The organism is Cryobacterium ruanii (assembly GCF_004404055.1).
Classification (GTDB): Bacteria; Actinomycetota; Actinomycetes; order Actinomycetales; family Microbacteriaceae; genus Cryobacterium; species Cryobacterium ruanii.
Genome location: NZ_SOHK01000009.1, coordinates 219,369 through 242,596, shown reverse-complemented (window position 1 = coordinate 242,596; position 23,228 = coordinate 219,369). Strand labels below are relative to the sequence as shown.

31 protein-coding genes are annotated in these 23,228 nt (G+C 62.2%); all 31 read left to right on the top strand.

Translation table 11 applies throughout. From position 1 onward, the window contains the following. The first annotated feature begins 3 nt into the window (after positions 1 to 3). The 31 genes from E3T47_RS07055 (at position 4) to rpsH (ending at position 23,228) form a co-directional block, all read left to right on the top strand. Positions 4 to 675: a PulJ/GspJ family protein gene (locus tag E3T47_RS07055; protein ID WP_134555410.1), complete on the top strand. Its 672-nt coding sequence runs from the start codon at positions 4 to 6 to the stop codon at positions 673 to 675. After that, on the top strand, positions 675 to 2,315 hold the full coding sequence (locus E3T47_RS07050; RefSeq protein ID WP_134555409.1) for a polymer-forming cytoskeletal protein: 1,641 nt from the start codon (positions 675 to 677) through the stop codon (positions 2,313 to 2,315). Before E3T47_RS07055 ends, E3T47_RS07050 begins: the two co-directional genes overlap by 1 nt. Then, positions 2,308 to 3,150 carry a prepilin peptidase gene (locus E3T47_RS07045; RefSeq protein WP_134555408.1) on the top strand — a complete coding sequence of 281 codons (843 nt, stop codon included), beginning with the start codon at positions 2,308 to 2,310 and terminating at the stop codon, positions 3,148 to 3,150. Before E3T47_RS07050 ends, E3T47_RS07045 begins: the two co-directional genes overlap by 8 nt. A gap of 90 nt (positions 3,151 to 3,240) precedes the next feature. Next, positions 3,241 to 4,296 (top strand): type IV pilus assembly protein PilM, encoded by a 1,056-nt coding sequence (gene pilM, locus E3T47_RS07040; protein WP_134555407.1) that lies wholly within the window; start codon positions 3,241 to 3,243, stop codon positions 4,294 to 4,296. Continuing rightward, positions 4,293 to 4,961, top strand: coding sequence for a hypothetical protein (locus E3T47_RS07035; RefSeq protein ID WP_134555406.1), 669 nt, complete (start codon positions 4,293 to 4,295; stop codon positions 4,959 to 4,961). Before pilM ends, E3T47_RS07035 begins: the two co-directional genes overlap by 4 nt. A 23-nt stretch (positions 4,962 to 4,984) precedes the next feature. Next, positions 4,985 to 5,620, top strand: coding sequence for a hypothetical protein (locus tag E3T47_RS07030; RefSeq protein ID WP_134555405.1), 636 nt, complete (start codon positions 4,985 to 4,987; stop codon positions 5,618 to 5,620). A gap of 220 nt (positions 5,621 to 5,840) precedes the next feature. Next, complete coding sequence (locus E3T47_RS07025) at positions 5,841 to 7,304, top strand: type IV pilus twitching motility protein PilT (RefSeq protein WP_134555404.1); 1,464 nt, start codon at positions 5,841 to 5,843, stop codon at positions 7,302 to 7,304. Between the two features lie 99 nt (positions 7,305 to 7,403). Then, complete coding sequence (locus E3T47_RS15840) at positions 7,404 to 7,565, top strand: hypothetical protein (protein WP_166805646.1); 162 nt, start codon at positions 7,404 to 7,406, stop codon at positions 7,563 to 7,565. A 35-nt stretch (positions 7,566 to 7,600) separates the two neighbouring features. Continuing rightward, the gene (locus E3T47_RS07020) at positions 7,601 to 8,632 is read left to right on the top strand and encodes a hypothetical protein (RefSeq protein ID WP_134555403.1); all 1,032 of its coding nucleotides are present in this window, start codon (positions 7,601 to 7,603) and stop codon (positions 8,630 to 8,632) included. Positions 8,633 to 8,810: 178 nt separating this feature from the next. Next, positions 8,811 to 9,302 carry a DUF6121 family protein gene (locus E3T47_RS07015; RefSeq protein WP_134555402.1) on the top strand — a complete coding sequence of 164 codons (492 nt, stop codon included), beginning with the start codon at positions 8,811 to 8,813 and terminating at the stop codon, positions 9,300 to 9,302. 115 nt (positions 9,303 to 9,417) lie between these two features. After that, positions 9,418 to 10,125, top strand: a complete 708-nt coding sequence (locus E3T47_RS07010; protein WP_134555401.1) for a spermidine/putrescine ABC transporter substrate-binding protein — start codon at positions 9,418 to 9,420, stop codon at positions 10,123 to 10,125. A gap of 333 nt (positions 10,126 to 10,458) precedes the next feature. Then, positions 10,459 to 10,833: a 30S ribosomal protein S12 gene (rpsL, locus tag E3T47_RS07005; RefSeq protein WP_035834602.1), complete on the top strand. Its 375-nt coding sequence runs from the start codon at positions 10,459 to 10,461 to the stop codon at positions 10,831 to 10,833. Beyond that, positions 10,833 to 11,303: a 30S ribosomal protein S7 gene (rpsG, locus tag E3T47_RS07000; protein WP_092107221.1), complete on the top strand. Its 471-nt coding sequence runs from the start codon at positions 10,833 to 10,835 to the stop codon at positions 11,301 to 11,303. The genes rpsL and rpsG overlap by 1 nt, the downstream gene beginning before the upstream one ends. 132 nt (positions 11,304 to 11,435) lie before the next feature. Beyond that, positions 11,436 to 13,550 (top strand): elongation factor G, encoded by a 2,115-nt coding sequence (gene fusA / locus E3T47_RS06995; protein WP_134555400.1) that lies wholly within the window; start codon positions 11,436 to 11,438, stop codon positions 13,548 to 13,550. Between the two features lie 134 nt (positions 13,551 to 13,684). Continuing rightward, complete coding sequence (gene tuf / locus E3T47_RS06990) at positions 13,685 to 14,878, top strand: elongation factor Tu (protein ID WP_104127849.1); 1,194 nt, start codon at positions 13,685 to 13,687, stop codon at positions 14,876 to 14,878. Between the two features lie 150 nt (positions 14,879 to 15,028). Continuing rightward, entirely contained in the window at positions 15,029 to 15,478 is a 450-nt protein-coding gene (locus E3T47_RS06985) for a hypothetical protein (RefSeq protein ID WP_134555399.1), read from the top strand. Between the two features lie 493 nt (positions 15,479 to 15,971). Next, complete coding sequence (gene rpsJ, locus E3T47_RS06980) at positions 15,972 to 16,280, top strand: 30S ribosomal protein S10 (RefSeq protein ID WP_035834607.1); 309 nt, start codon at positions 15,972 to 15,974, stop codon at positions 16,278 to 16,280. A gap of 8 nt (positions 16,281 to 16,288) precedes the next feature. Continuing rightward, a complete protein-coding gene (gene rplC, locus E3T47_RS06975) occupies positions 16,289 to 16,948 on the top strand; it encodes a 50S ribosomal protein L3 (RefSeq protein ID WP_134555398.1) in 660 nt (219 codons plus the stop codon). Between the two features lie 5 nt (positions 16,949 to 16,953). Continuing rightward, positions 16,954 to 17,604 carry a 50S ribosomal protein L4 gene (gene rplD, locus E3T47_RS06970; RefSeq protein WP_134555397.1) on the top strand — a complete coding sequence of 217 codons (651 nt, stop codon included), beginning with the start codon at positions 16,954 to 16,956 and terminating at the stop codon, positions 17,602 to 17,604. Further along, the gene (rplW, locus tag E3T47_RS06965) at positions 17,604 to 17,906 is read left to right on the top strand and encodes a 50S ribosomal protein L23 (protein WP_092107233.1); all 303 of its coding nucleotides are present in this window, start codon (positions 17,604 to 17,606) and stop codon (positions 17,904 to 17,906) included. Before rplD ends, rplW begins: the two co-directional genes overlap by 1 nt. A 22-nt stretch (positions 17,907 to 17,928) precedes the next feature. Next, positions 17,929 to 18,768 (top strand): 50S ribosomal protein L2, encoded by an 840-nt coding sequence (gene rplB / locus E3T47_RS06960; RefSeq protein WP_092107235.1) that lies wholly within the window; start codon positions 17,929 to 17,931, stop codon positions 18,766 to 18,768. Positions 18,769 to 18,777: 9 nt separating this feature from the next. After that, positions 18,778 to 19,059: a 30S ribosomal protein S19 gene (rpsS, locus tag E3T47_RS06955; protein ID WP_092107237.1), complete on the top strand. Its 282-nt coding sequence runs from the start codon at positions 18,778 to 18,780 to the stop codon at positions 19,057 to 19,059. 26 nt (positions 19,060 to 19,085) lie between these two features. Beyond that, on the top strand, positions 19,086 to 19,451 hold the full coding sequence (gene rplV / locus E3T47_RS06950) for a 50S ribosomal protein L22 (protein ID WP_035880249.1): 366 nt from the start codon (positions 19,086 to 19,088) through the stop codon (positions 19,449 to 19,451). Next, complete coding sequence (rpsC, locus tag E3T47_RS06945) at positions 19,451 to 20,221, top strand: 30S ribosomal protein S3 (protein ID WP_092107240.1); 771 nt, start codon at positions 19,451 to 19,453, stop codon at positions 20,219 to 20,221. Before rplV ends, rpsC begins: the two co-directional genes overlap by 1 nt. After that, positions 20,221 to 20,640, top strand: coding sequence for a 50S ribosomal protein L16 (gene rplP / locus E3T47_RS06940; RefSeq protein WP_035880247.1), 420 nt, complete (start codon positions 20,221 to 20,223; stop codon positions 20,638 to 20,640). Before rpsC ends, rplP begins: the two co-directional genes overlap by 1 nt. Then, the gene (gene rpmC, locus E3T47_RS16540) at positions 20,640 to 20,984 is read left to right on the top strand and encodes a 50S ribosomal protein L29 (protein WP_134555396.1); all 345 of its coding nucleotides are present in this window, start codon (positions 20,640 to 20,642) and stop codon (positions 20,982 to 20,984) included. The genes rplP and rpmC overlap by 1 nt, the downstream gene beginning before the upstream one ends. Positions 20,985 to 20,986: 2 nt before the next feature. Next, the gene (gene rpsQ, locus E3T47_RS06930) at positions 20,987 to 21,286 is read left to right on the top strand and encodes a 30S ribosomal protein S17 (protein WP_035834619.1); all 300 of its coding nucleotides are present in this window, start codon (positions 20,987 to 20,989) and stop codon (positions 21,284 to 21,286) included. A gap of 34 nt (positions 21,287 to 21,320) precedes the next feature. After that, positions 21,321 to 21,689, top strand: coding sequence for a 50S ribosomal protein L14 (gene rplN, locus E3T47_RS06925; RefSeq protein WP_035834620.1), 369 nt, complete (start codon positions 21,321 to 21,323; stop codon positions 21,687 to 21,689). Positions 21,690 to 21,691: 2 nt separating this feature from the next. After that, positions 21,692 to 22,051, top strand: coding sequence for a 50S ribosomal protein L24 (gene rplX / locus E3T47_RS06920; RefSeq protein ID WP_134555395.1), 360 nt, complete (start codon positions 21,692 to 21,694; stop codon positions 22,049 to 22,051). Beyond that, a complete protein-coding gene (gene rplE, locus E3T47_RS06915) occupies positions 22,051 to 22,641 on the top strand; it encodes a 50S ribosomal protein L5 (RefSeq protein WP_134555394.1) in 591 nt (196 codons plus the stop codon). The genes rplX and rplE overlap by 1 nt, the downstream gene beginning before the upstream one ends. A 188-nt stretch (positions 22,642 to 22,829) precedes the next feature. Then, positions 22,830 to 23,228 (top strand): 30S ribosomal protein S8, encoded by a 399-nt coding sequence (gene rpsH / locus E3T47_RS06910; protein WP_092107248.1) that lies wholly within the window; start codon positions 22,830 to 22,832, stop codon positions 23,226 to 23,228.

Sequence of the window (23,228 nt, the reverse complement as noted above, 5' to 3'; positions counted from 1 at the left end):
CGGATGACCACGACGGCCAACCATCCCGAACAATATGCCATATCGTGCACCCAACCGGGTCGGCGCGCTGAGTGTGGCTACACCCTCGTCGAACTGCTCATCTATTCGAGCCTGCTCGTGCTCATTCTCACCGTCGCGGGCGGCATGTTGCTCAATACCCTCACGTCCGAGCAGAAGGTGCTCGACAGCGCCGACGCCAACAGCGTCAGCCAGCTGATCTCCTCGTCGGTGCACTCCGGCGTGCGCAACGCCACCGCCGTCGAGATCACCGACAGTGCCGATACCAACAATGCCGACCAGCTCCTTGTCGTGACTGGGGTGAGCAGTGACCCAACAGCGACGGCCGCATCGAGGATCTGTCAGGCCTGGTATTACACCGAGGCGAACGGTGGGGCCATGTATTACCGGCGCGGCACCGCTCCGCAAGCCTTCGTGTCCCCCACCGCCGATGCCCTCGCCGACGACATGACCGGCTGGACCCTGCTCGGTTCCGCGCTGTCGACCACCAAGAATTCTGCCGGTGTCCCCCTGCCCCTCTTTGACGACTCGACTCCCGGCAATCCGTCGATCATTCTCAACTTTGCGATCAATGCCGACGGCGACAGCAGCCCAGCGTTGATCTCCACCACGGTCACCAGCCGCCAGAGCGCCACGGAGGCAACATCGTGTTCCTGATGCGCAAGACACCGCTTACCCTCGCCGCCGAGCGCGGCAGTAGCCTGCTCGCCGTCATCGGCCTCATGGCTGTCACCGGTATCGCGACCCTTGCCATCGCTGGTTCCACCATGACCTCTCTCGGTGTGGGCAGTGCCACCCGAGCCGGCGTGCAGGCCCAGTCTGCCGCCGAAGCTGGCATCGATGCCGCTCTACTGAAGCTCACGACCGCGACCTGCGCCGCCACGTTTGCGACGGCTGATCCGGTGGCAGCGGTGACCATTTCGCAGTCGATTAGCGCGACCGACAACAGCTGGACGGCCGGCTGCCCCATTCCATCATCACTGCGCGTAAAGATCGTGGCGACGGGGAAGGCCGAGGACTTAGGTGTCGGTGGTAACACCACCGGGGACCACCGCACCGTTGAGGCGATCTATGCATACGTGCCGGCGAGTACGGGCACGCCCGGTACGGGCTCTGCCCTGTACTCCCACAATTTCGGTACCTTTGCGGGCTCCAGCCAATTGAACTCCGTTGACGGTTCGGAACCGGTCGTGCAGGTGCGCCACGATAACGTGACCTGCGATGTTACTGATACGGCGTCCACCGGTATTTTGAACGCTGACGTGGTAATCGCTGATGGCGGGCTTGAAGTCGGTGCGTCCTGCCAGGTCGTCGGTGACGTCTGGGCCACCGAGCCGATCTACCTCCACGCCTCCGCCCAGGTGACGGGTAATGTGGTGGCCCCGAGCGTCAGATTCATCGAGAGCAGCATTATCCACGGCAGCGTATGGACCACTGGTGCTACTGTCCTGGAAACCTCTGCCTGGATCAAGGGTTCGGTCACTGCCGGTTCGCTGAGCATGATCAACAGCGCGAAGATCGACCAGAACGCCTGGTCCACGGGTGCGACAACCATCGGTCACACCACCAACGTGATCACCGGGCACCTCACCACAAAGTCGCTCACTAATAGTGGGCCCGGTGTCATCACGGGTGGTGCAACAGTGGTTCCGGCCGGCCCGGGTCCCGGTTCGCCGCCAGCGGCCGCTCCGGTGGTACCCGACTGGGTCGATGTGGGCTTTGACATCACGGACTGGCCCGGCTTCCAGGTCGCCACGATGAACCACGGTTGTAAGCTCGCAGATATTCAGGCCGCCGCAAACCTGTTCACGGGGCCGGGAATCATTGACGCCCGGGAATGCCCGCAGGGCGTGTTCCTCAAGGAGAACACCGTGCACCTGAGTCTGCCGAACGATCTGGCGATCTTTGCGAGTCGTTTTGAGATTGGCCTCGACGCTCAGATCGATGCACCAGGGGCATCGGCGCGCAAACTCTGGCTGATCACACCCGACGAGACAGCTGACAACCTGCCAACCTGCAAAAGTGCTAGTGGAAATTCTGACATCGAGCAGTCCTTTATCGTGCAGGCCCCGGTTACCGCCATGTTGTACACACCGTGCTCGATTGGCCTCAGTTTCTCAGCGCAGTGGCGCGGACAGCTCTACGGCGGCACCGTGGGAACCGCGGGCTCCGCCATGCTGCACTACGCCCCGGTTGGTATTCCCGGCACCGACCTCACCACAGGAGCGACACCGGGCTTTGGCGGAGCGATGCCCAAGCTTGGGGCTCGCCTTTCGATTCGAGACCTGAATGGCTAGCACCATCGCCGCGGTGTTCGGAATTCTCGGAGCACTCATCGGGTCCTTTCTCAACGTCGTCATCTATCGCATTCCCGCCGGCCGCTCCATTGTGTCGCCGTCGAGTTCGTGCACCAGCTGCGGAGCGCACATTCGACCGTTTGACAACATTCCTGTTCTGAGCTGGTTCGTGCTGCGCGGCGAATGTCGCGACTGCCGGGCCCCGATCTCGCCGCGCTACCCCATGGTGGAGCTCGGCACGGCGGTGTTTTTTGCCGTCGTCGCCCTCTGGGCGTTCTCACCCGCCGATTTTGGCTGGGCCGCCGTCACGACCGAAACCAATACCCTCGCGACTCAGCTCATCGTGCTCGTGGCTTTTCTCTACCTGGCGGCGATCAGCGTGGCCCTGGCCATGATCGACCTCGACACCCACACCCTGCCAAACAGAATTCTGCTGCCGGCCTACCCCGTCGCTGCCGTGCTGCTCGCGGCGGCCGCGCTCGTGGCCAGCGAACCAGAACGCCTGCTCACCGCCGTCATTGGCGGTGCGGCCCTGTTCGGCCTCTACCTCGCCCTGGCTCTGATCAGCCCGGGTGGTATGGGGCTCGGCGACGTGAAATTGGCCGGAGTGCTCGGTCTCTACCTCGGCTACCTGGGTTGGGCGCCCCTGTTGGTGGGAGCGTTCGGTGCTTTTCTGCTCGGCGGCGTCTTTGGCCTCGTGTTGCTCGCCACCCATAAGGCCAAACGACGCAGCAGCATTCCGTTCGGCCCCTGGATGCTGCTGGGGGCCTGGCTCGGCACCTTCTTCGGCGACCAGGTAGCCCTCGGTTATCTCACGCTGTACAACCTCGCCTGACCGCGTGCCCACGCACTTTCTTTTGTCCCGTCTTTCGACCACCACTTACGAACCTATTTCTGATCCAAACTTCTCACTGGGGGAAAACATATGACTACACGTGTGGTCGGAATCGACATCGGCACAACCGCCGTGCGAGCCGTCGAGATGCGGGACGCCGAAACGGATCACCCCGTGCTCGTGCGCTGCCATGAAGAACCGCTGCCATTCGGCGCGGTCAGCCGCGGCGAGGTGCTCGAACCGGCCGTCGTTGCCGCGGTGCTCAAACGCATGTGGTCGAGCGGCGGCTTCACGTCCAAAGACGTCGTGCTCGGTATGGGCTACCACCGCATGGTCGTACGCAACCTGACCGTTCCCAAGATGTCGCTGCGGCGAATTCGCGAGTCACTGCCGTTCCAGGTGCAGGACCTGCTGTCGTTTCCCACCGCCGAGGCACTGCTCGACTTCTACCCCATTGCCGAGGTCGACAGCGAGGGGGAGTCAGGGCCGCAGATCTCCGGCCTGCTGATCGCCGCGATGAAAGACGTCGTGCAGTCCCACATCAAGGCCGCCAAGCTCGCCGGACTGCACACAATCAACGTTGATATCAACTCGTTTGCGCGCAGCCGCGCCATTCGGCGCGGGGCTGTCGCGCCCGACGTGGTCGTGCAGATCGACATCGGGGGCGGCTCGTCGAGCGTGCTCATCTCCTCAAACGGCGTACCGCAGTTCGTGCGCATCATTCCTTCCGGCGGCAACCAGCTCACCAAGGCGTTGCGTATACGCCTCGGCATCGACGAGGAGGCCGCGGAGGTGCTCAAGAAAGGGCTCGGCCTGCCCGAAGTCGAGGTGGCGCCCGATGACGAAATCGCGGCCACGATTATTCGAGAGATCACCTCGGAACTGCTCGAGAGCCTGCGCAACACCGTTGCATACTTCACCAACAATCGTCCAGAGCTGCCGATCGACCGCATCGTGCTCATGGGCGGCGGCGCTCGGCTCGACGGCTTCGGGGCCGCTCTCAGCGAGCTCACCCGCTTTCCCGTCGTTCCGGCACAGCCCTACGGCGGGCTCGAACTCGGACCCGACGTGAATCAACAAGATCTGCAAAACTCCGAGAGCACGTATGTCGCTGCGCTCGGCCTTGCACTAGGGAGCAAAGCATGAGTCGGGTAACGGATGGTCATGAGCTGATCCTCGGAGGCGACCCACGCGCAGACCTGCTGCCGCCCGAACTCAAAGCCGCTCGCCAGGGAAGGCTCCTCCGTCGAGTCATGTCCATCGTTGCTGCCAGTATTGTGCTGGTGGTTATCACCGCCGTGGCAACCGTGTCCCTTGAGGCTGCGAGCGCACAGTCCAGTCTTGCTGCAGCGAACGCGGTCACCGGCAATTTGTTGATGGAATCCGCAAAATACTCGGAGGTTCGCAACGTTCAAGACCAAATTGACGTGACCACGGCGGCACGGCAATTGGCGGCTACTACCGAGATCGATTGGCGTACGTACATGGTGGCCGTACGGGCAAGTTTGCCCACTGATGTCACCATCCAATCAATTTCTATCGGCTCCGGTTCGCCCTGGCAGGAGTATGAGCAGAGCAGCGTTCCCCTGTACAACCCACGGGTAGCCAGCTTGACTTTGAGCCTGACCAGTCCGACGCTGCCTGCCATACCCATGTGGTTGACGAATATGCGCACGCTGCCGGGCTACGCCGACGCCCACCCCGGCTCGGTGACACGAACGGAGACTGGCGAATACACAGTCGAACTGGTCATCAATATCAACAAGGATGCTCGTACAAATCGCACGGTCGAGGGGGGAACGGGACAATGACTCGCAACAGACTATTTGGTGCCGTGCTGGTCTTGATCATCGGCGCATCCGTGGTTTTCGGCGGACTGCTGGGAATCGCGCCGAAACTGGAAGAGATTCAAGCCGCGACCACACAGCGCGAGGCCGTACTGGCGCAGAATTCTAAACACGAGGCTGACCTGATCGTTCTGAAACGAGATTTTGCCGGCATCGCAGAACTTCGTAGCCACCTCGCGACATTACAGACCGCGGTTCCCGTGGATGCGGGGATTCCAGAGTTCCTCGATGAGCTGGAAGTCATCGCCCGCCAGAACGGCATAGTTCTGAAGTCCCTGACTGTCAGCGATGCGGTCGCATATCAGCCCGCCGCGCAGCCGGCAGCCGGCACCGATGCTTTGGCAGACACCGGCACGGCGGCCGCAGCAGACGCTTCTGCAGCCTCTGCCCAGTCGTCGTCTCTTACCCCCGAAAATTATCTGGCTGTATCCGTTTCCATGTCGCTCGCCGGTGCGCACAGCAACCTGTTCGATTTCGTGGCGGGCCTTCAGGGCGGCCAGCGCAGCATCGCGATTTCAACATTGGCGACCGATACGGGTGACGGATCAGTCGAGAATGAGATGACTATCCTCGGCACGATCTACGTGCTGGTGGATGCACCCAGTGTGACGCTTCCCGGCTAGGCGACACCCCCACATCGCGGGACTACCACTGCGCAGGCCGCCTCAATATCGTTGCGCCTAAGTAGACCTTTGTGATCAAGACTTCCCTCTGGCTCCATTCTCGCTAGGCCTGCACCGGCCGGTCGTCGTACCCTCGGCGGCCGGTCGTACCAGCACCCGCACGACCGTACCTGTTCCGCGGCAATCAGTACCCGACGCTTGCTCCGAGAAGGATCTGCTCATGGACGACCCGAAAAACAATGCGCTGTTCAACAACCCCCTGCTACCCGCGGGCCTGACCGAGTTCACGCCGCTCCCGGCCGACGCGGCCGTGAACGCCCGGCACCAGGGCGAAGTAGACCTGCTGCCGTCTAAGCGCCGTCGCACGCGAGTGGCGCTCCGCAGCGTTCCCGCCGATCGCCTTTTGCGCAGCATCGACCCGATTGCGCCCGGGCTGCCCGACGTGCTCGGTGAACCCGACACCGACCTGATCAACGCGCTCAACGAGGTCGTGCTGCGGCAGGCTTCCGACCTGCACGTTGCCGTCGGCGCCCCACCCACCATTCGTCGCGACGGCGAGCTGGGTGCCGGGGGTATTTCGCCGGCCTGGTCGTGCGAGAAGATGAGCTTGGCGATCCGCAGCATCCTCACCCGCGCCCAGCAGGTGACCTTCGATCGCGACCACGAACTCGACTTCGCCTATACGCTGCATGCTGCCGACTCGAACGAAACCGAAACCAGCCGGTTTCGGGTCAATGTGCACCAGCAGCGCGGCGCGGTCGGCGCTGTCTTCCGGCTCATTCCCAGCAAGATCAAAGACCTCAAAGCGCTCGGCATTCCGCAGTCGGTGGCTGCGTTCTCCGCCCTGCCCCGCGGACTCGTGCTCGTGACCGGCCCCACGGGCTCGGGAAAGTCCACCACGCTTGCCGCCCTCGTCGACCTCGTGAATAGCACCCGCGCCGACCACATCGTCACCGTGGAAGACCCGATCGAGTTTCTGCACGCGCATAAGAAATCCTTGGTGACCCAACGCGAGGTGGGGCACGATACGGCGAGTTTCGCATCCGCTTTGAAACACGTACTGCGGCAGGACCCCGACGTGATTCTCATCGGGGAGCTGCGTGACCTCGAGACCATCCAGGTGGCGCTGACCGCAGCTGAGACCGGGCACCTGGTATTCGCGACTCTGCACACGCAGAGCGCGGCGCAGACCATCGACCGCATCATCGACGTTTTCCCGCCGCACCAGCAGAACCAGGTGCGATCGCAGCTCGCTCAGACTCTGCAGGGTGTGGTCTGCCAAACCCTGGTGAAGTGGGCCAACGGTTCTGGCCGGGTAGTGGCGACCGAGGTGCTCGTGACCACACCGGCCATCGCTAACCTCATTCGCGAGGGCAAGACGCACCAGATCGAATCGATGATGCAGACCGGCCGGGAACGCGGCATGCACACCATGGACCGACATCTCGCCGAACTCGTGAAGACCGGGCAGATCACTCGAAAGGCCGCGCTCGCGAAGGCCCACGATGCCGACGGGCTCGATCTGCTCGTGCATCGCACCGACCCGGATGCGGGCGGCGGGGCCTTCGCTTTCCCCGGCACGAACGCGGGATACACCGCCGGGTGCAGTACAGGCGCTGATGCCGGCTACGACCCCGGCCGCGATGCCGAGTACAACGCCGGGTTCTCCCGGGCGGGGATCTGATGCCGTGATAACTGGCCTATAGCTACACCGGCCGCGACACCACCGGCAAGAACGCGAAGTGCGGGCGACGCACCTAACTCGAGGCAGGTAGCCGCGAGATTGAATTCGCAGGACATCGCGCCCCAGTCGATCGTGGATGCTCCGAACGCGACCATCTCGGGGCTGGTGTATTCGCTCATGGCGCCGGGCCGGCGGCATCCGCTGGATAACGCGGCGGCGCGCCGAGTCTTCGTGGCATTTGCAGTGCCCTTGGTACAGTAGAAGTCAGTCACGGCAAAGGCCACGAGGAGTTCAGCATGAGCGACAACACGCCAATCGACGGCAAAAAGAATTCTGAAACGGATGCTGCAGCAGCGCACGATTCATCCAGGGCCGAGCACGATTCCACCGACCAGCACGCGGCGCCTGAGCACGCGGCGCCGGTCGTCGTCACGCCGGTTGTGCCGGAACAGGACCCGATTGTCATCGACTATGACGCCATCAACGCCAACCTGAGTGCGGCAAAGCGAGCTGATGCCGCGGCCGCCGCGCCGAGCCTCGCCGACGACTACGCCGACTCTTATGCTCCGGCCGAGACCATTCCGGCCTTGAATACCGCCGTCGACTCTGAGCCGATCGCTCCGGTCGTGCTCGTCGTTGGCACGACTGCTCCCGTTGACGCTGCATCCATTGACTACGCTCCTGACCTGCCCGCCGATGTTCCGGTCGACGTGCCGGTCGGGGTTGCTCCGGCGTACACACCGCCAGCCCAGTCGCCGATTTACGTGCAGGCGCCCACGAAGCCGAAGGACCGCAGCAACCGTGGTGGCGGCATACTGATCGCCCTGCTCGCCACGGTCATCTTCGCGGTGCTCTACGCCATCGCGGCGTTCGTCATCATCGGCGTGACGAGCGCGACCATCGCCGACACCGCCAGCGGATTCACCGAGTTCGCCGCGCTGCCGGTGTTCTACCTTCCGGTCTTCTTCTTCTTCCTCGCCTACAGCGCCCTGATCGCCCTGGTCAACCGGGGCGGCTGGTGGGCCTACGTGCTCTTCGGATTCCTCGTCGCCGCCGTGGTCTACTTCTCCTACATCGGCGCGGCAATGCTCGGTCTCGTGCTCGACGGCCGGTCCGCCGGACTCAGCCCGGCCGAACTCGGCAGCATCGTGTCGACCCTGTGGCTCAACCCCGGCGCCATCGCCGCCGGACTCATCGCCCGCGAGGTGCCGATCTGGGCCGGAGCCTGGATCGCCCGCCGCGGACGCCGCGTTACCGCCCGCAATCTTGAGGCGCGCACCGAGTACGAGCGCCTGCTCGCCGACGGTCCCCACCTCACCCGCCCTTAACCCGCGCTTCCCGCCCGGCTGCCCCGTCCCGCGGACGGGGCCCGGGCCCGGAACGTTGGCCCAGTTTATGAACTTGGCCCGGGTTCATCGGTGTGCCCGGTGACCGCGCGCAGCGCCGCAGCATCCGCTGTGCTGAGCGCGGCGTCCCCTGGTGCGCCTTCGGGCCTACGCTGGAGCCATGCGGGAATATCGGAAATACGCGATCACCGTGGCAGCTTTCTCGGTCGCCCTGTACGTGGCCTTTATCGTCGGAGCGTTTGGGGTGCTCAGCCTGCTGCTCAATCGCGACGTCATCAACGAAACGGATGCTGGCGCCCTCCTCGGCCCCATCATGGTTATCACCGCGGTGCTCGCGCTGGTCTGGGTCGTGCTCAGCGCGGTTCTGCGCTCGACCGAACGGTTGACGCAGGTTCCACCGCTGCCGATCTTCATGGCCGGCGTCGCCGCTTACCTGGGCTACTGCGTCTCCGGGGGCGTGTTCTACAGCCTCGGTGCTGGCGAACTCTTTCGCTCGGTCGTCTTCATCGGCGGCGCAATGATGAGCCCGTTCGCGATCGCAGTGGCCGTCTGCGGCTGGCTCATCGCCTTCCTGTTCTTCGTCGTGCTCGTCGCCAAACCCGGGGGTTCGGGCACCCCGGAGTGGCCGTGGGAGAAGAACGACGACAACTAGCCCGCGATGGTAGGGGCATTGTTGGCATCTCACGGGTGCACCCACCGCGGTCGACCCGACTAGGGGGCATATCCGGCATCTCGCGCTGGGCCCGGTACGAGTACCCTTATGCACTATGGACAAGTCCATTGAGTCGCGCGTCAACCACGAGGTTGAGAACTGGCTGCGTTGGATCACCCGGTGGCGCCCCGCGACGCACCGCGGACGGGCCCGCCTCTGCCGACAGTGCTTTGGTTCGCCGATCGTCGCTTCCGCCGGACTCGCCGTGGACGTGCCCCATGTTGTGCAGCACGCCCTGTCGATGCGCATGAAGATCGTGATCGACGCCTCGGTCGATGAATACACCGAACTCAACCTGCCCGTCCTCGCGCACGAGCTTAACCTGAGCGAGCGCCGCGAATCCGCCCAGGCCTACCGGCCCGCTGAGGGTCTCGACCCGGAGTTTCGCGGCCTTGACCTCGATCCGCAACCGGCAGCGGATGCCCCCTACCTCTTCACCTTCAGCGAACTCGCCGACCAGCAGCCCCCCGAGCTCCGGCCCGCCCCCGCACAATCCCCAGCGACCAGCGCGAGCGAGCCCGACCACGAGCACACCGACGCCCTCCCGCCGCTCAGCCCCGAGGAGAAGGTCGCTTTGAAGGCCGAGATGCACCTCGCCGATGAGTTCGCGACTCAGGTGGGCCTCCGTGTTTGCGCGCAACTCGCCCAGCAGCGGCCCCGTCTGCTGGCGGCGATTGCGCAGCATGTCGAGCCCCAGGTGCAGGCGCTGCTCGCCGATCTTGAGAGCACCCTTGACTCTCCGCTCTGGCCGCGCAATCCCTAGCCGAGATGCAGCGTGACAAAGCGAAAATGGTACCCAAGCGGCCCCCAGGGCGCGGGGCGCAACCCATTTGACCATGCAGGCACCGTCGGGCTAGACTTACGGGGTGTGCGCTTTGTCATGCGCTTGGACTATGCCCTCTTGAGAGCACAGACCGGGATTCCACACATGCAGGGTTTGCTCAACGAGCAGCCCCCACGGCATACCCACCAAAACACGCGCGAGCAATCGTGTGGGTTCAAGCGGGTCCAGATGAACTCGACCAAATTCGAAGGAACCGGTCGAATGCTAACCATCACAAAGCTGTCACCGTGCAGCAATAACAAGGAGTAATTAGTGCCCACCATTCAGCAGTTGGTCAGAAAGGGCCGTAGCCCCAAGGTCACCAAGACCAAGGCTCCCGCCCTGAAGTCCAACCCGCAGCAGCGCGGCGTTTGCACCCGCGTGTACACGACCACCCCGAAGAAGCCGAACTCGGCTCTGCGCAAGGTCGCCCGCGTCAAGCTCTCCAACGGCACCGAGGTCACCGCCTACATTCCCGGCGAGGGCCACAACCTGCAGGAGCACTCCATGGTGCTCGTGCGCGGAGGCCGTGTTAAGGACCTCCCCGGTGTGCGTTACAAAATCATTCGCGGCGCGCTGGACACCCAGGCCGTCAAGAACCGCAAGCAGGCGCGTAGCCGCTACGGCGCAAAGATGGAGAAGAAGTAATGCCTCGTAAAGGACCCGCTCCCAAGCGCCCTGTCATTGCCGACCCGGTTTACGGTGCACCCATCGTCAGCCAGCTCGTCAACAAGATCCTTCTCGATGGCAAAAAGGGCCTCGCCGAGCGCATCGTTTACGATGCCCTCGCCGGTGTCTCCGCCAAGAACGAGCTGGATGCCGTTGTCACGCTGAAGAAGGCACTCGACAACGTTCGTCCGACCCTCGAGGTGCGTTCGCGCCGCGTCGGTGGTTCCACGTACCAGGTTCCGGTTGAGGTCAAGCCGCACCGTGCCAACACCCTGGCCCTGCGCTGGTTGACCAGCTATGCCAAGGCGCGTCGCGAGAAGACCATGACTGAGCGCCTCACCAACGAGATCCTCGACGCGAGCAACGGCCTCGGTGCCGCTGTCAAGCGTCGTGAAGACACTCACAAGATGGCTGAAGCGAACAAGGCCTTCGCTCACTACCGCTGGTAGTTCGTCTATCGAGCATTCCTGATCATCGGTTCAGGCGCGTGCCGGCTCGCGTCGGCAGGCGCCTGCCCGCTGAAAAAGCGGATGCTCACGGCCTTGTTCCGCATTCCCATCCCTACCCGCTGGAGGACCCCCGTGGCACTTGACGTGCTCACCGACCTGAGTAAGGTCCGCAACATCGGCATCATGGCTCATATTGATGCTGGCAAGACCACCACTACTGAGCGCATCCTGTTCTACACGGGTGTCAACCACAAGATCGGCGAGACCCACGACGGCGCCTCGACGATGGACTGGATGGCGCAGGAGCAGGAACGTGGCATCACGATCACCTCCGCTGCGACGACCTGTTTCTGGGACAACAACCAGATCAACATCATCGACACCCCCGGACACGTGGACTTCACCGTGGAGGTGGAGCGTTCGCTCCGCGTTCTCGACGGTGCCGTTGCCGTGTTCGACGGCAAGGAGGGCGTTGAGCCCCAGTCCGAAACCGTGTGGCGTCAGGCCGACAAGTACGACGTGCCCCGCATTTGCTTCGTCAACAAGATGGACAAGCTCGGCGCCGACTTCTACTTCACGGTCGACACCATCATCAAGCGCCTCGGCGCAAAGCCGCTGGTCATCCAGCTGCCGATCGGTGCAGAGTCTGAGTTCGAGGGTGTCGTTGACCTCGTTCAGATGCGTGCGCTGACCTGGCGTGGCGATTCCAAGGGTGACGTGGAGATGGGCTCGAAGTACGCCATCGAAGAGATCCCCGCCGACCTCGTGGAAAAGGCTGCCGAGTACCGCAAGCTTCTGCTCGAGACCGTCGCCGAAACCGACGACGAGCTCATGGAGCGTTACTTCGCCGGCGAAGAGCTGACGGTTGCCGAGATCAAGGGCGCCATCCGCAAACTCACCATCAACAGCGAGATCTACCCGGTCCTCTGTGGTTCTGCGTTCAAGAACCGCGGCGTTCAGCCGATGCTCGATGCTGTCGTTGACTACCTCCCCACCCCGCTCGACGTGGCCGCCATTGAGGCGCACGACGTTCGCGACGAGGAGAAGGTCATCATGCGTCACCCGGATGCCGAGGAGCCGTTCACGGCTCTCGCATTCAAGGTTGCGGTGCACCCGTTCTTCGGTCGCCTCACCTACGTGCGCGTGTACTCGGGCCGTCTCGACTCCGGAGCCCAGGTCATCAACTCGACCAAGGGCAAGAAGGAGCGCATCGGCAAGATCTTCCAGATGCACGCCAACAAGGAGAACCCGGTCGGTTTCGTCACCGCCGGTCACATCTACGCGGTCATCGGCCTCAAGGACACCACCACGGGCGACACCCTGTGCGACCCGAACGCTCAGGTCGTACTCGAGTCCATGACGTTCCCTGACCCGGTTATCGAGGTCGCTATCGAGCCCAAGACCAAGCAGGACCAGGAAAAGCTGGGCCTTGCCATTCAGAAGCTTGCCGAAGAAGACCCCACCTTCCGTACCGAGCAGAACCAGGAAACTGGCCAGACGGTAATCAAGGGAATGGGTGAACTTCACCTGGACATCCTCGTCGACCGCATGAAGCGTGAATTCAACGTTGAGGCGAACGTCGGCAAGCCCCAGGTGGCGTACCGCGAAACGATCCGCAAGGCCGTTGAGCGTCACGACTACACGCACAAGAAGCAGACCGGTGGATCTGGCCAGTTCGCGAAGATTCAGATCGCGATCGAGCCGATGGAAATCACTGCTGAGAAGTCGTACGAGTTTCTCAATAAGGTCACCGGTGGCCGCATCCCGCGTGAATACATCCCCTCGGTGGATGCTGGAATTCAGGATGCGCTGCGCGTTGGCGTCCTGGCCGGCTACCCGATGGTGGGCGTTCGAGCCAGCCTGCTTGACGGTGCTGCGCACGACGTTGACTCCTCGGAGATGGCCTTCAAGATTGCCGGCTCGATGGGCTTCAAGGAAGCCGTTCGTAAGGCGAACCCCGTTCTGCTCGAGCCGCTGATGGCGGTCGAAGTTCGTACCCCTGAGGAATACATGGGTGACGTAATCGGAGACCTCAACTCGCGTCGTGGGCAGATCCAGACCATGGAGGATGCGCAGGGCGTGAAGGTAATTCGCGCCCACGTTCCACTGTCGGAGATGTTCGGATACATCGGTGACCTGCGGTCGAAGACCTCAGGCCGTGCGGTGTACTCGATGACGTTCGAGAGCTATGCGGAGGTCCCGAAGGCAGTTGCCGACGAGATCATCAACAAGAACAAGGGCGAATAGTCCTCTATTCTGGCCTTCGGGCCGAATCGCTTCGGCCACCTGGCCCGAGTACCATAAATAGACACATCCAGCGCATACCGGCCGCTCATAACGGCGGCCGTGCATTTGCAAGCGAGTCCTGAGGAGGACCCACAGTGGCCAAGGCCAAGTTCGAGCGGACAAAGCCGCACGTAAACATCGGAACGATCGGTCACGTTGACCACGGAAAGACCACGCTGACTGCAGCGATCTCCAAGGTTCTTGCCGATAAGTTCCCGTCCAAGATCAACGTTCAGCGCGACTTCGCGTCGATTGACTCGGCTCCGGAAGAACGCCAGCGCGGCATTACGATCAACATTTCGCATGTTGAGTACGAGACCGACAAGCGTCACTATGCGCACGTCGATGCTCCGGGCCACGCTGACTACATCAAGAACATGATCACCGGTGCTGCTCAGATGGACGGTGCAATCCTCGTGGTTGCCGCTACTGACGGCCCGATGGCTCAGACCCGTGAGCACGTTCTTCTCGCCAAGCAGGTCGGCGTTCCGACCCTGCTCGTCGCGCTGAACAAGGCCGACATGGTTGACGATGAAGAGATCATGGAGCTCGTTGAGCTCGAAGTTCGTGAACTTCTCTCCAGCCAGGGCTTCGATGGCGACAACGCCCCCGTCGTTCCGGTTTCTGCACTCAAGGCGCTCGAGGGCGACGAGAAGTGGACCGCCAACATCCTGACTCTCATGCAGGCCGTTGACGACTTCATCCCGGACCCGATCCGCGACAAGGACAAGCCGTTCTTGATGCCGATCGAGGACGTCTTCACGATCACCGGTCGTGGCACCGTTGTCACGGGCCGCGCCGAGCGTGGAACCCTCAAGATCAACTCCGAGATCGAGATCGTCGGCATCCGCCCGACGCAGAAGACCACGGTTACCGGTATTGAGATGTTCCACAAGCAGCTCGACGAGGCGTGGGCCGGCGAGAACTGTGGACTTCTTCTTCGTGGCACCAAGCGCGAAGACGTTGAGCGCGGCCAGGTCGTCGTCAAGCCGGGTTCGGTCACGCCGCACACCGACTTCGAGGGCACCGCGTACATCCTCAGCAAGAACGAGGGTGGCCGTCACAACCCGTTCTACGCGAACTACCGCCCGCAGTTCTACTTCCGCACCACGGACGTCACTGGCGTCATCACGTTGCCCGAGGGCACCGAGATGGTCATGCCTGGCGACACCACCGACCTGACTGTCGCGCTGATCCAGCCGATCGCCATGGAAGAGGGCCTCGGCTTCGCTATCCGTGAAGGTGGCCGCACCGTTGGCGCCGGCACGGTGACCAAGATCATCAAGTAGTCTTCTTGACCTACTGATCTCCTGAAAGGGGGTCGGGCCTTCGGGCTCGGCCCCCTTTTTTTTTACACCGCGGCCTGCCCGAGATTTCAAGCGAATGTCGATTGCTCGCCTCCCGGGGCGAGAATCGCAATATCCGGTTATGGTCTGCGCATGCAGATATCGAAACTGGAATTGCGCATCCTGATGGTGATCGCGGTCGTTGTGGTTGGCATCCTCGCCTTGGTGATCGTGCCGCGCCTGACCGGGTCCGCTCCCGCTGCCCAAACCGCCCCCACCAGCGTGAATGCGACCCCGACCCCGTTACCAGCCGTCACTCCCACACCGGCGTCGTCGCCCACCGCCCAGTCCGAGCAGCAGATTCTCGACAGCATCGTGGCCAGCACCGTGAGTGTCTACAGCGTGCTGGTCTGCGACAGCCTGATGGAATACGCCACCCTGTCGATTCCAGAGATCATCACCAAGGTGCTCGCCGAATACCCGACCACCGGCCTGTCCGATCAATCCCGCCAGATCATGGCCCACCGCGTCCTGACGGAATCCACCGCGAAGAGCTGCCCCGACCAGAGCCCCCGGGTCGCGGCCGGTATCACCCAGGGCTAGCCGCGCCAGCACCAGGAAAGTGGATGCCCGCGGCCCGTCGGCTGCGGGCATCCGTCTAAAAACCCGCGACACGTACTGGCCGATCGGGTGCGTGCGACACGCCCGGGTTGCATGTAGTGGCAAGTGTATGGCAGACTCTTCTAGTTCAACATTTTCGGCATGCGCTTGCGCAGTCGGAATCACTGCCAGGCAGTGCATAGTCGCGTCACACTCTACGAGGAACACTCGTCGCAAGAGTGCAGATCGCAGGCTAGGCCGCAGGGAGCAGAGCGCAGCGTAAATCAACGATCTGTTGGCGTGGGTAAAACCACGCCGTCCCCAGGTTCTGCTTCTGGGAGTCGACGTTGACGACGAGCGTCGGTTATTCGGCGTGAAATCGAAATTGACATATGAACAGTGGTGCTAACAGCAGCAGTGCTACTACGGCGTCCAATGCAACCTCGGCAAATCCTGCCGTTGTCTGTAAGACGCCTCGACAGAGAGAGAGTTCGACATGGCGGGACAGAAGATCCGCATTCGACTTAAGTCGTATGACCACGAGGTCATCGACATTTCGGCGCGCAAGATCGTCGACACAGTGACCCGTGCGGGCGCTACAGTCGTCGGCCCGGTGCCGCTTCCGACCGAGAAGAACGTGGTGTGTGTCATCCGTTCCCCTCACAAGTACAAGGACAGCCGGGAGCACTTTGAAATGCGCACCCACAAGCGTCTGATCGACATCATTGACCCGACCCCGAAGGCCGTCGACTCGCTCATGCGCCTCGACCTTCCGGCCGACGTCAACATCGAGATCAAGCTCTAGGGCCCGCGATGTCTTACTCCGATACCAAGACCACCAAGGGTCTCCTCGGCAAGAAGCTCGGCATGACCCAGGTGTGGGACGAGAACAACAAGCTTGTTCCCGTTACCGTCATCGAGATCGCGCCGAACGTTGTCACGCAGATCCGCACGAAGGCCGTCGACGGCTACAACGGTGTTCAGATCGCCGCTGGCCCCATCGACCCGCGCAAGGTCAACAAGCCCCTTGCCGGTCACTTCGACAAGGCCGGCGTTACGCCGCGTCGCCACATCACCGAGCTCCGCACCGCGGATGCCGCTGATTACAGCCTGGGCCAGGAGCTCACCGTTGACGGTGTCTTCGCTGCCGGCACCAAGGTTGACGTCATGGGCACCAGCAAGGGTAAGGGTTTCGCCGGTGTTATGAAGCGTCACAACTTCAAGGGTGTCTCCTCCTCTCACGGTTCGCACCGCAACCACCGCAAGCCCGGTTCCATCGGTGCTTCCTCGACCCCGAGCCGTGTCTTCAAGGGCATGCGCATGGCCGGTCGTATGGGTGGCGAGCGCGTGACCGTGCTGAACCTTAAGGTGCACGCCATTGACGCCGACAAGGGCCTCATGCTCGTCAAGGGTGCCGTTCCCGGTGCCCGTGGCCGCCTCGTATTCGTTCGCAACGCAGTGAAGGGAGCGTAGTCCTGATGGCTACAGCACTCGACATCATTGACGCCAAGGGCAAGAAGGCAGGCTCTGCCGAGCTTCCCGACGACCTCTTCGACGTTCCAGCCAACATTCCCCTCATCCACCAGGTCGTTGTCGCGCAGCTTGCTGCCGCACGCCAGGGAACGAGCAAGGTCAAGCGCCGTGGAGAAGTTTCCGGTGCCGGCCGCAAGCCGTTCAAGCAGAAAGGAACCGGTCGCGCTCGTCAGGGCTCTATCCGCGCTCCCCAGATGACCGGTGGTGGAATCGTCCACGGACCGACCCCGCGCAGCTATGACCAGCGCACCCCGAAAAAGATGATCGCCGCAGCCCTCAAGGGTGCACTGAGCGACCGCGCCCGCGGTGGCCGCCTGCACATCGTCGAGGCACTGTTCACGGCTGAGACCCCTAACACGAAGATTGCCCTGGAACTGCTCACGCAGATCGCCACAAGCAAGCACGTGCTGGTTGTTCTCGAGCGTACCGACGAGACCACGTTGCGCAGCATTCGCAACATCCCGACGGTGCACATCCTCTCGTGGGATCAGCTCAACGCCTATGACGTGCTCGTCAGCGACGACATCGTCTTCACCACCGGCGCGTTCAACGCGTTCGTGGAGAGCAAGACCAAGAAGGAAGAGGTGGCCGCATAATGACTATCGCGACCAACAAGGACCCCCGCGACATCATCATCTCTCCGGTTGTCTCTGAGAAGAGCTACGGCCTGATCGACGAGGGTAAGTACACCTTCATCGTTGACCCCCGCTCGAACAAGACGGAGATCAAGCTCGCGATCGAAAAGATCTTCAAGGTGCAGGTCGCTTCGATCAACACCCTGAACCGCGTGGGCAAGACTCGCCGCACCAAGTTCGGCATGGGCAAGCGCAAGGACACCAAGCGTGCCATTGTCACGCTCAAGTCTGGCTCCATCGACATCTTCACGGCCGTCGGCTAAGCGACAGGCAGAGGGATAACTAATGGCTATTCGTAAGTACAAGCCCACGACCCCGGGTCGACGCGGTTCATCCGTTGCTGACTTCGCGGAGATCACACGTTCCACTCCGGAGAAGTCGCTTCTGCGCCCGCTCCACAAGACCGGTGGACGTAACAACCAGGGCCGCATCACGACGCGTCACATCGGTGGTGGCCACAAGCGCCAGTACCGCGTGATCGACTTCAAGCGCAACGACAAGGACGGCGTCAACGCCCGCGTCGCTGAAATTGAATACGACCCGAACCGCACGGCGCGCATCGCGCTCCTTCACTTCATTGACGGCACGAAGCGTTACATCATCGCGCCGAACAAGCTGGCACAGGGCGACATCATCGAGTCGGGAGCCGGGGCTGACATCAAGCCCGGCAACAACCTGCCGTTGAAGAACATCCCCACCGGTACCATCATTCACGCGATCGAGCTGCGTCCGGGTGGTGGCGCCAAGATGGCCCGCTCCGCCGGTTCGTCGGTTCGCCTCGTTGCGAAGGAGGGCGTCTACGCCCAGCTTCGTCTGCCGTCTGGTGAAATCCGCAACGTGGATGCTCGCTGCCGCGCGACGATCGGCGAGGTCGGCAATGCCGAGCAGTCGAACATCAACTGGGGTAAGGCCGGGCGTATGCGCTGGAAAGGCGTTCGCCCGACCGTTCGTGGTGTTGCCATGAACCCGGTCGATCACCCGCACGGTGGTGGTGAGGGAAAGACGTCCGGTGGACGTCACCCCGTCAGCCCCTGGGGCCAGAAGGAAGGGCGCACCCGCCACCCGAATAAGGAAAGCGACAAGCTCATTGTTCGTCGCCGCACCGTCGGCAAGAAGCGTAAGTAGGAGTAGACGATGCCAAGAAGTCTTAAGAAAGGCCCTTTCGTTGACGACCACCTGCTTCGCAAGGTGTTCGCGGCGAACGAAGCCAAGAGCAAGAACGTAATCAAGACCTGGTCGCGCCGCTCGATGATCATCCCCGACATGCTCGGACACACCATCGCAGTGCACGACGGACGCAAGCACATCCCGGTGTTCGTCACCGAGAGCATGGTCGGCCACAAGCTCGGCGAGTTTGCGCCCACCCGCACCTTCCGTGGACACGTGAAGGACGACAAGAAGGGCCGTCGCCGCTAACGCGGGGACGTGAAGGAGGAGAAGAAATGGTGGAGTCGATCGCACGCGTGCGTCACATCCGCGTCACCCCCCAGAAGGCTCGTCGCGTTGTCAACATGATCCGCGGCAAGCAGGCGCACGAAGCGCTGGGAATTCTGAAGTTCGCGCCCCAGGGCGCGAGCGATCCGGTATACAAGCTGGTGGCCTCGGCCATCGCCAACGCCCGGGTCAAGGCAGATGCAGCCAACACGTATCTGGACGAGCAGGACCTGTTCATCAGCCGGGCATTCGTTGACGAGGGTACGACCCTCAAGCGTTTCCAGGCTCGTGCCCAGGGTCGCGCATTCGAAATCAAGAAGCGCACCAGCCACATCACGGTTGTGCTCACCACTCCTGAGGAGGGTACGAAGTAATGGGTCAGAAAGTAAATCCCTATGGCTTTCGTCTGGGAATCACCACCGATCACGTATCGCGTTGGTTCTCTGACTCGACCAAGCCGGGTCAGCGTTACGCTGACTTCGTCGCAGAAGACGTCAAGATCCGTCGCCTGCTGAGCACCAGCCTCGACCGTGCCGGCGTCAGCCGCATCGAGATCGAGCGCACTCGTGACCGTGTTCGCGTTGACATTCATACCGCCCGTCCGGGCATTGTGATCGGTCGCCGCGGCGCGGAGGCCGAGCGCATCCGCTCTGACCTCGAAAAGCTCACCGCCAAGCAGATCCAGCTGAACATCCTCGAGGTCAAAAACCCCGAGCAGGATGCCCAGCTGGTCGCGCAGGGTATCGCCGAGCAGCTCTCTGCTCGTGTGGCTTTTCGCCGCGCGATGCGTAAGGGCCTGCAGGGTGCACAGCGCGCCGGCGCCAAGGGTGTTCGCATCCAGGTGTCCGGTCGTCTGGGTGGCGCCGAGATGAGCCGCAGCGAGTTCTACCGCGAAGGCCGTGTGCCCCTGCACACCCTGCGCGCGAACATCGACTACGGCTTCTACGAAGCCAAGACCACCTTCGGCCGTATCGGCGTGAAGGTCTGGATCTACAAGGGCGACATCACCAACAAGGAACTCGCTCGCGAGCAGGCCAACGCTAAGTCGTCCCGCCCCGAGCGTCGTGACGATCGACCGCGCCGTGCACCTCGTGCAGATGCTCCGGCAGCGGCACCGGTCGCAGCAGGAGTTGAGGCTAAATAATGTTGATTCCACGTAGAGTCAAGCACCGCAAGCAGCACCACCCGGGTCGCACCGGCCACGCTACCGGTGGCACCACGGTGTCCTTCGGTGAGTACGGCATTCAGGCGCTGACCCCCGCATATGTGACCAACCGTCAGATCGAGTCCGCTCGTATCGCCATGACGCGTCACATCAAGCGTGGCGGGAAGGTGTGGATCAACATCTACCCCGACCGCCCGCTGACCAAGAAGCCTGCCGAAACCCGCATGGGTTCCGGTAAGGGTTCGGTCGAGTGGTGGGTTGCCAACGTCAAGCCGGGTCGCGTTCTGTTCGAGCTCAGCGGTGTCACCGACGCCGTTGCGAAAGAGGCGCTGACCCGAGCTATTCACAAGCTGCCCCTCAAGGCACGCATCATCAAGCGCGAGGAGGGCGACGCATAATGGCGATCGGAACCAAGGAGCTCGCCCCAGTCGAGCTCGATACTTTTGACAATGAAAAGCTGTTCGAAGAGCTGAAGAAGGCCAAGGAAGAGCTGTTCAACCTGCGCTTCCAGTCGGCCACCGGTCAGCTTGAGAGCCATGGTCGCCTCCGCGCGGTCAAGCGCGACATTGCTCGCATCTACACGGTCCTCCGTGAGCGCGAGCTGGGCATTCGTGCCACCCCGGTTGCAGTGGAGGCCCCGGCCAAGGCTGAGAAGGCCGAAAAGAAGACCAAGAAGGCCAAGGCCGTAGTGGAGTCCAACGACGATGCTGCAGCTGAGACCGTCGAGACGAAGGAGGCCTAGTCATGGCGAAGACTGACGAAACGGTCGTCGCGGGCGAAGCCACCGAGCTCGTACGCGGTTACCGCAAGACGCTGCGTGGTTACGTGACCAGCGACAAGATGAACAAAACCATCATTGTCGTGGTCGAAGACCGCGTGAAGCACCCGTTGTACGGCAAGGTCATCCGCCGTACATCCAAGCTGAAGGCGCACGACGAGGCGAACTCCGCCGGCATCGGCGACCTCGTCCTGATCAGTGAGACCCGTCCGCTCAGCGCTTCCAAGCGCTGGCGCCTGGTCGAGATTCTTGAGAAGGCCAAGTAAGCCTCGCGCTTACTTGACGTAAAGGAGTTATAAAGTGCTTCAGCAAGAATCACGAGTCAAGGTTGCCGACAACACCGGTGCCAAGGAACTCTTGACCATCCGCGTTCTCGGTGGCTCCGGCCGTCGCTACGCAGGCCTGGGCGACGTCATCGTCGCCACGGTCAAGGATGCAATCCCGGGCGGCAACGTCAAGAAGGGTGACATCGTCAAAGCTGTCATCGTTCGCACTAAGAAGGAGACCCGTCGTCCAGACGGCTCCTACATCAAGTTCGATGAGAACGCTGCAGTGATCTTGAAGGCAGACGGTGACCCCCGCGGCACCCGAATCTTCGGACCGGTCGGTCGCGAGCTTCGCGACAAGAAGTTCATGAAGATCATCTCGCTGGCACCGGAGGTTATTTAATCATGGCCAGAATCAAAAAGGGTGACCTCGTTCAGGTCATCAGCGGCCGCAGTCAGGCTCGCGGCGGAGACCGTGGCAAGCAGGGCAAGATCATCTCCGTCGACGCCCCGAAGAACCGTGTCCTCGTTGAGGGCATCAACTTCGTGACCAAGCACGTTCGCGTCGGTCAGACCCAGCGCGGTACCAAGACGGGCGGCATCGAAACCTTCGAAGCTCCCATCCACGTGTCCAACGTTGCAATCGTCGACCCGGAGACCAAGAAGCCGACCCGCGTCGGCTTCCGCCAGGAAGAGGTAACGAAGGACGGCGTCACCAAGACGGTCCGCATCCGTTACGCCAAGAAGTCAGGGAAGGACCTCTAATGACTGACACCATTACGGGCGCCGCGCCCGTCAAGGCCTTGCCGCGTCTGAAGCAGAAGTACCGCGATGAGATCAGTGCCAAGCTCTCCGAGGAACTCGGCTTCACCAACGTGCACCGCATCCCCACCCTGACGAAGATCGTCGTCAACATGGGTGTCGGCGAAGCAGCACGCGACGGCAAGGTGATGGACGGTGCGGTTTCTGACCTCACCAAGATCACCGGGCAGAAGCCGCAGGTCACCAAGGCCCGCAAGTCCATCGCGCAGTTCAAACTTCGTGAGGGACAGCCCATCGGCGCCCACGTCACACTTCGTGGCGACCGCATGTGGGAGTTCCTGGACCGGCTGCTCAGCCTGGCCCTTCCTCGTATCCGTGACTTCCGCGGTCTGTCCGACAAGCAGTTCGACGGTGCGGGCAACTACACCTTCGGTCTGACCGAGCAGGTCATGTTCCACGAGATCGACCAGGACCGCATCGACCGCGTTCGCGGCATGGACATCACGGTCGTCACGACCGCGAAAACCAACGACGAGGGTCGCGCGCTGCTCAAGGCGCTCGGCTTCCCGTTCAAGACGGACGACGCCAAGTAGCAAATTCAACTAGAGTTGGGAGCTTGCGCCTAGCAGGCTCCCAACCCAGGTTGGTCCCGCCCGACTGTCAACGCCGGGCGCACATAGATTTTCACCCCGGAAGCCGATCAACCGATCGGTTTCCTCACCACCACAGGTCGTCATTCGTGTAACGGATGGGCGAAACCAGGCGAGAAAGGCACCACAAAATGACAATGACAGATCCGGTCGCAGACATGCTGACCAGACTGCGCAACGCGAACTCGGCGTACCACGACACCGTGTCAATGCCGCATAGCAAATTGAAAGCGCACATCGCTGACATCCTCAAGGCCCAGGGTTACATCTCCGCCTGGACCGTCAAGGATGCAACCGTAGGCAAGACCCTCACCCTGGACCTCAAGTTCGGTCCGAACCGTGAGCGTTCCATCGTTGGAATCAAGCGGGTTTCTAAGCCCGGCCTTCGCGTGTACGCAAAGTCGACAGAGATCCCCACGGTTCTCGGCGGCCTCGGCGTTGCCATCCTGTCCACCTCCAGCGGTCTGCTCACCGACCGCCAGGCTGAGAAGAAGGGCGTAGGCGGAGAAGTTCTCGCCTACGTGTGGTAA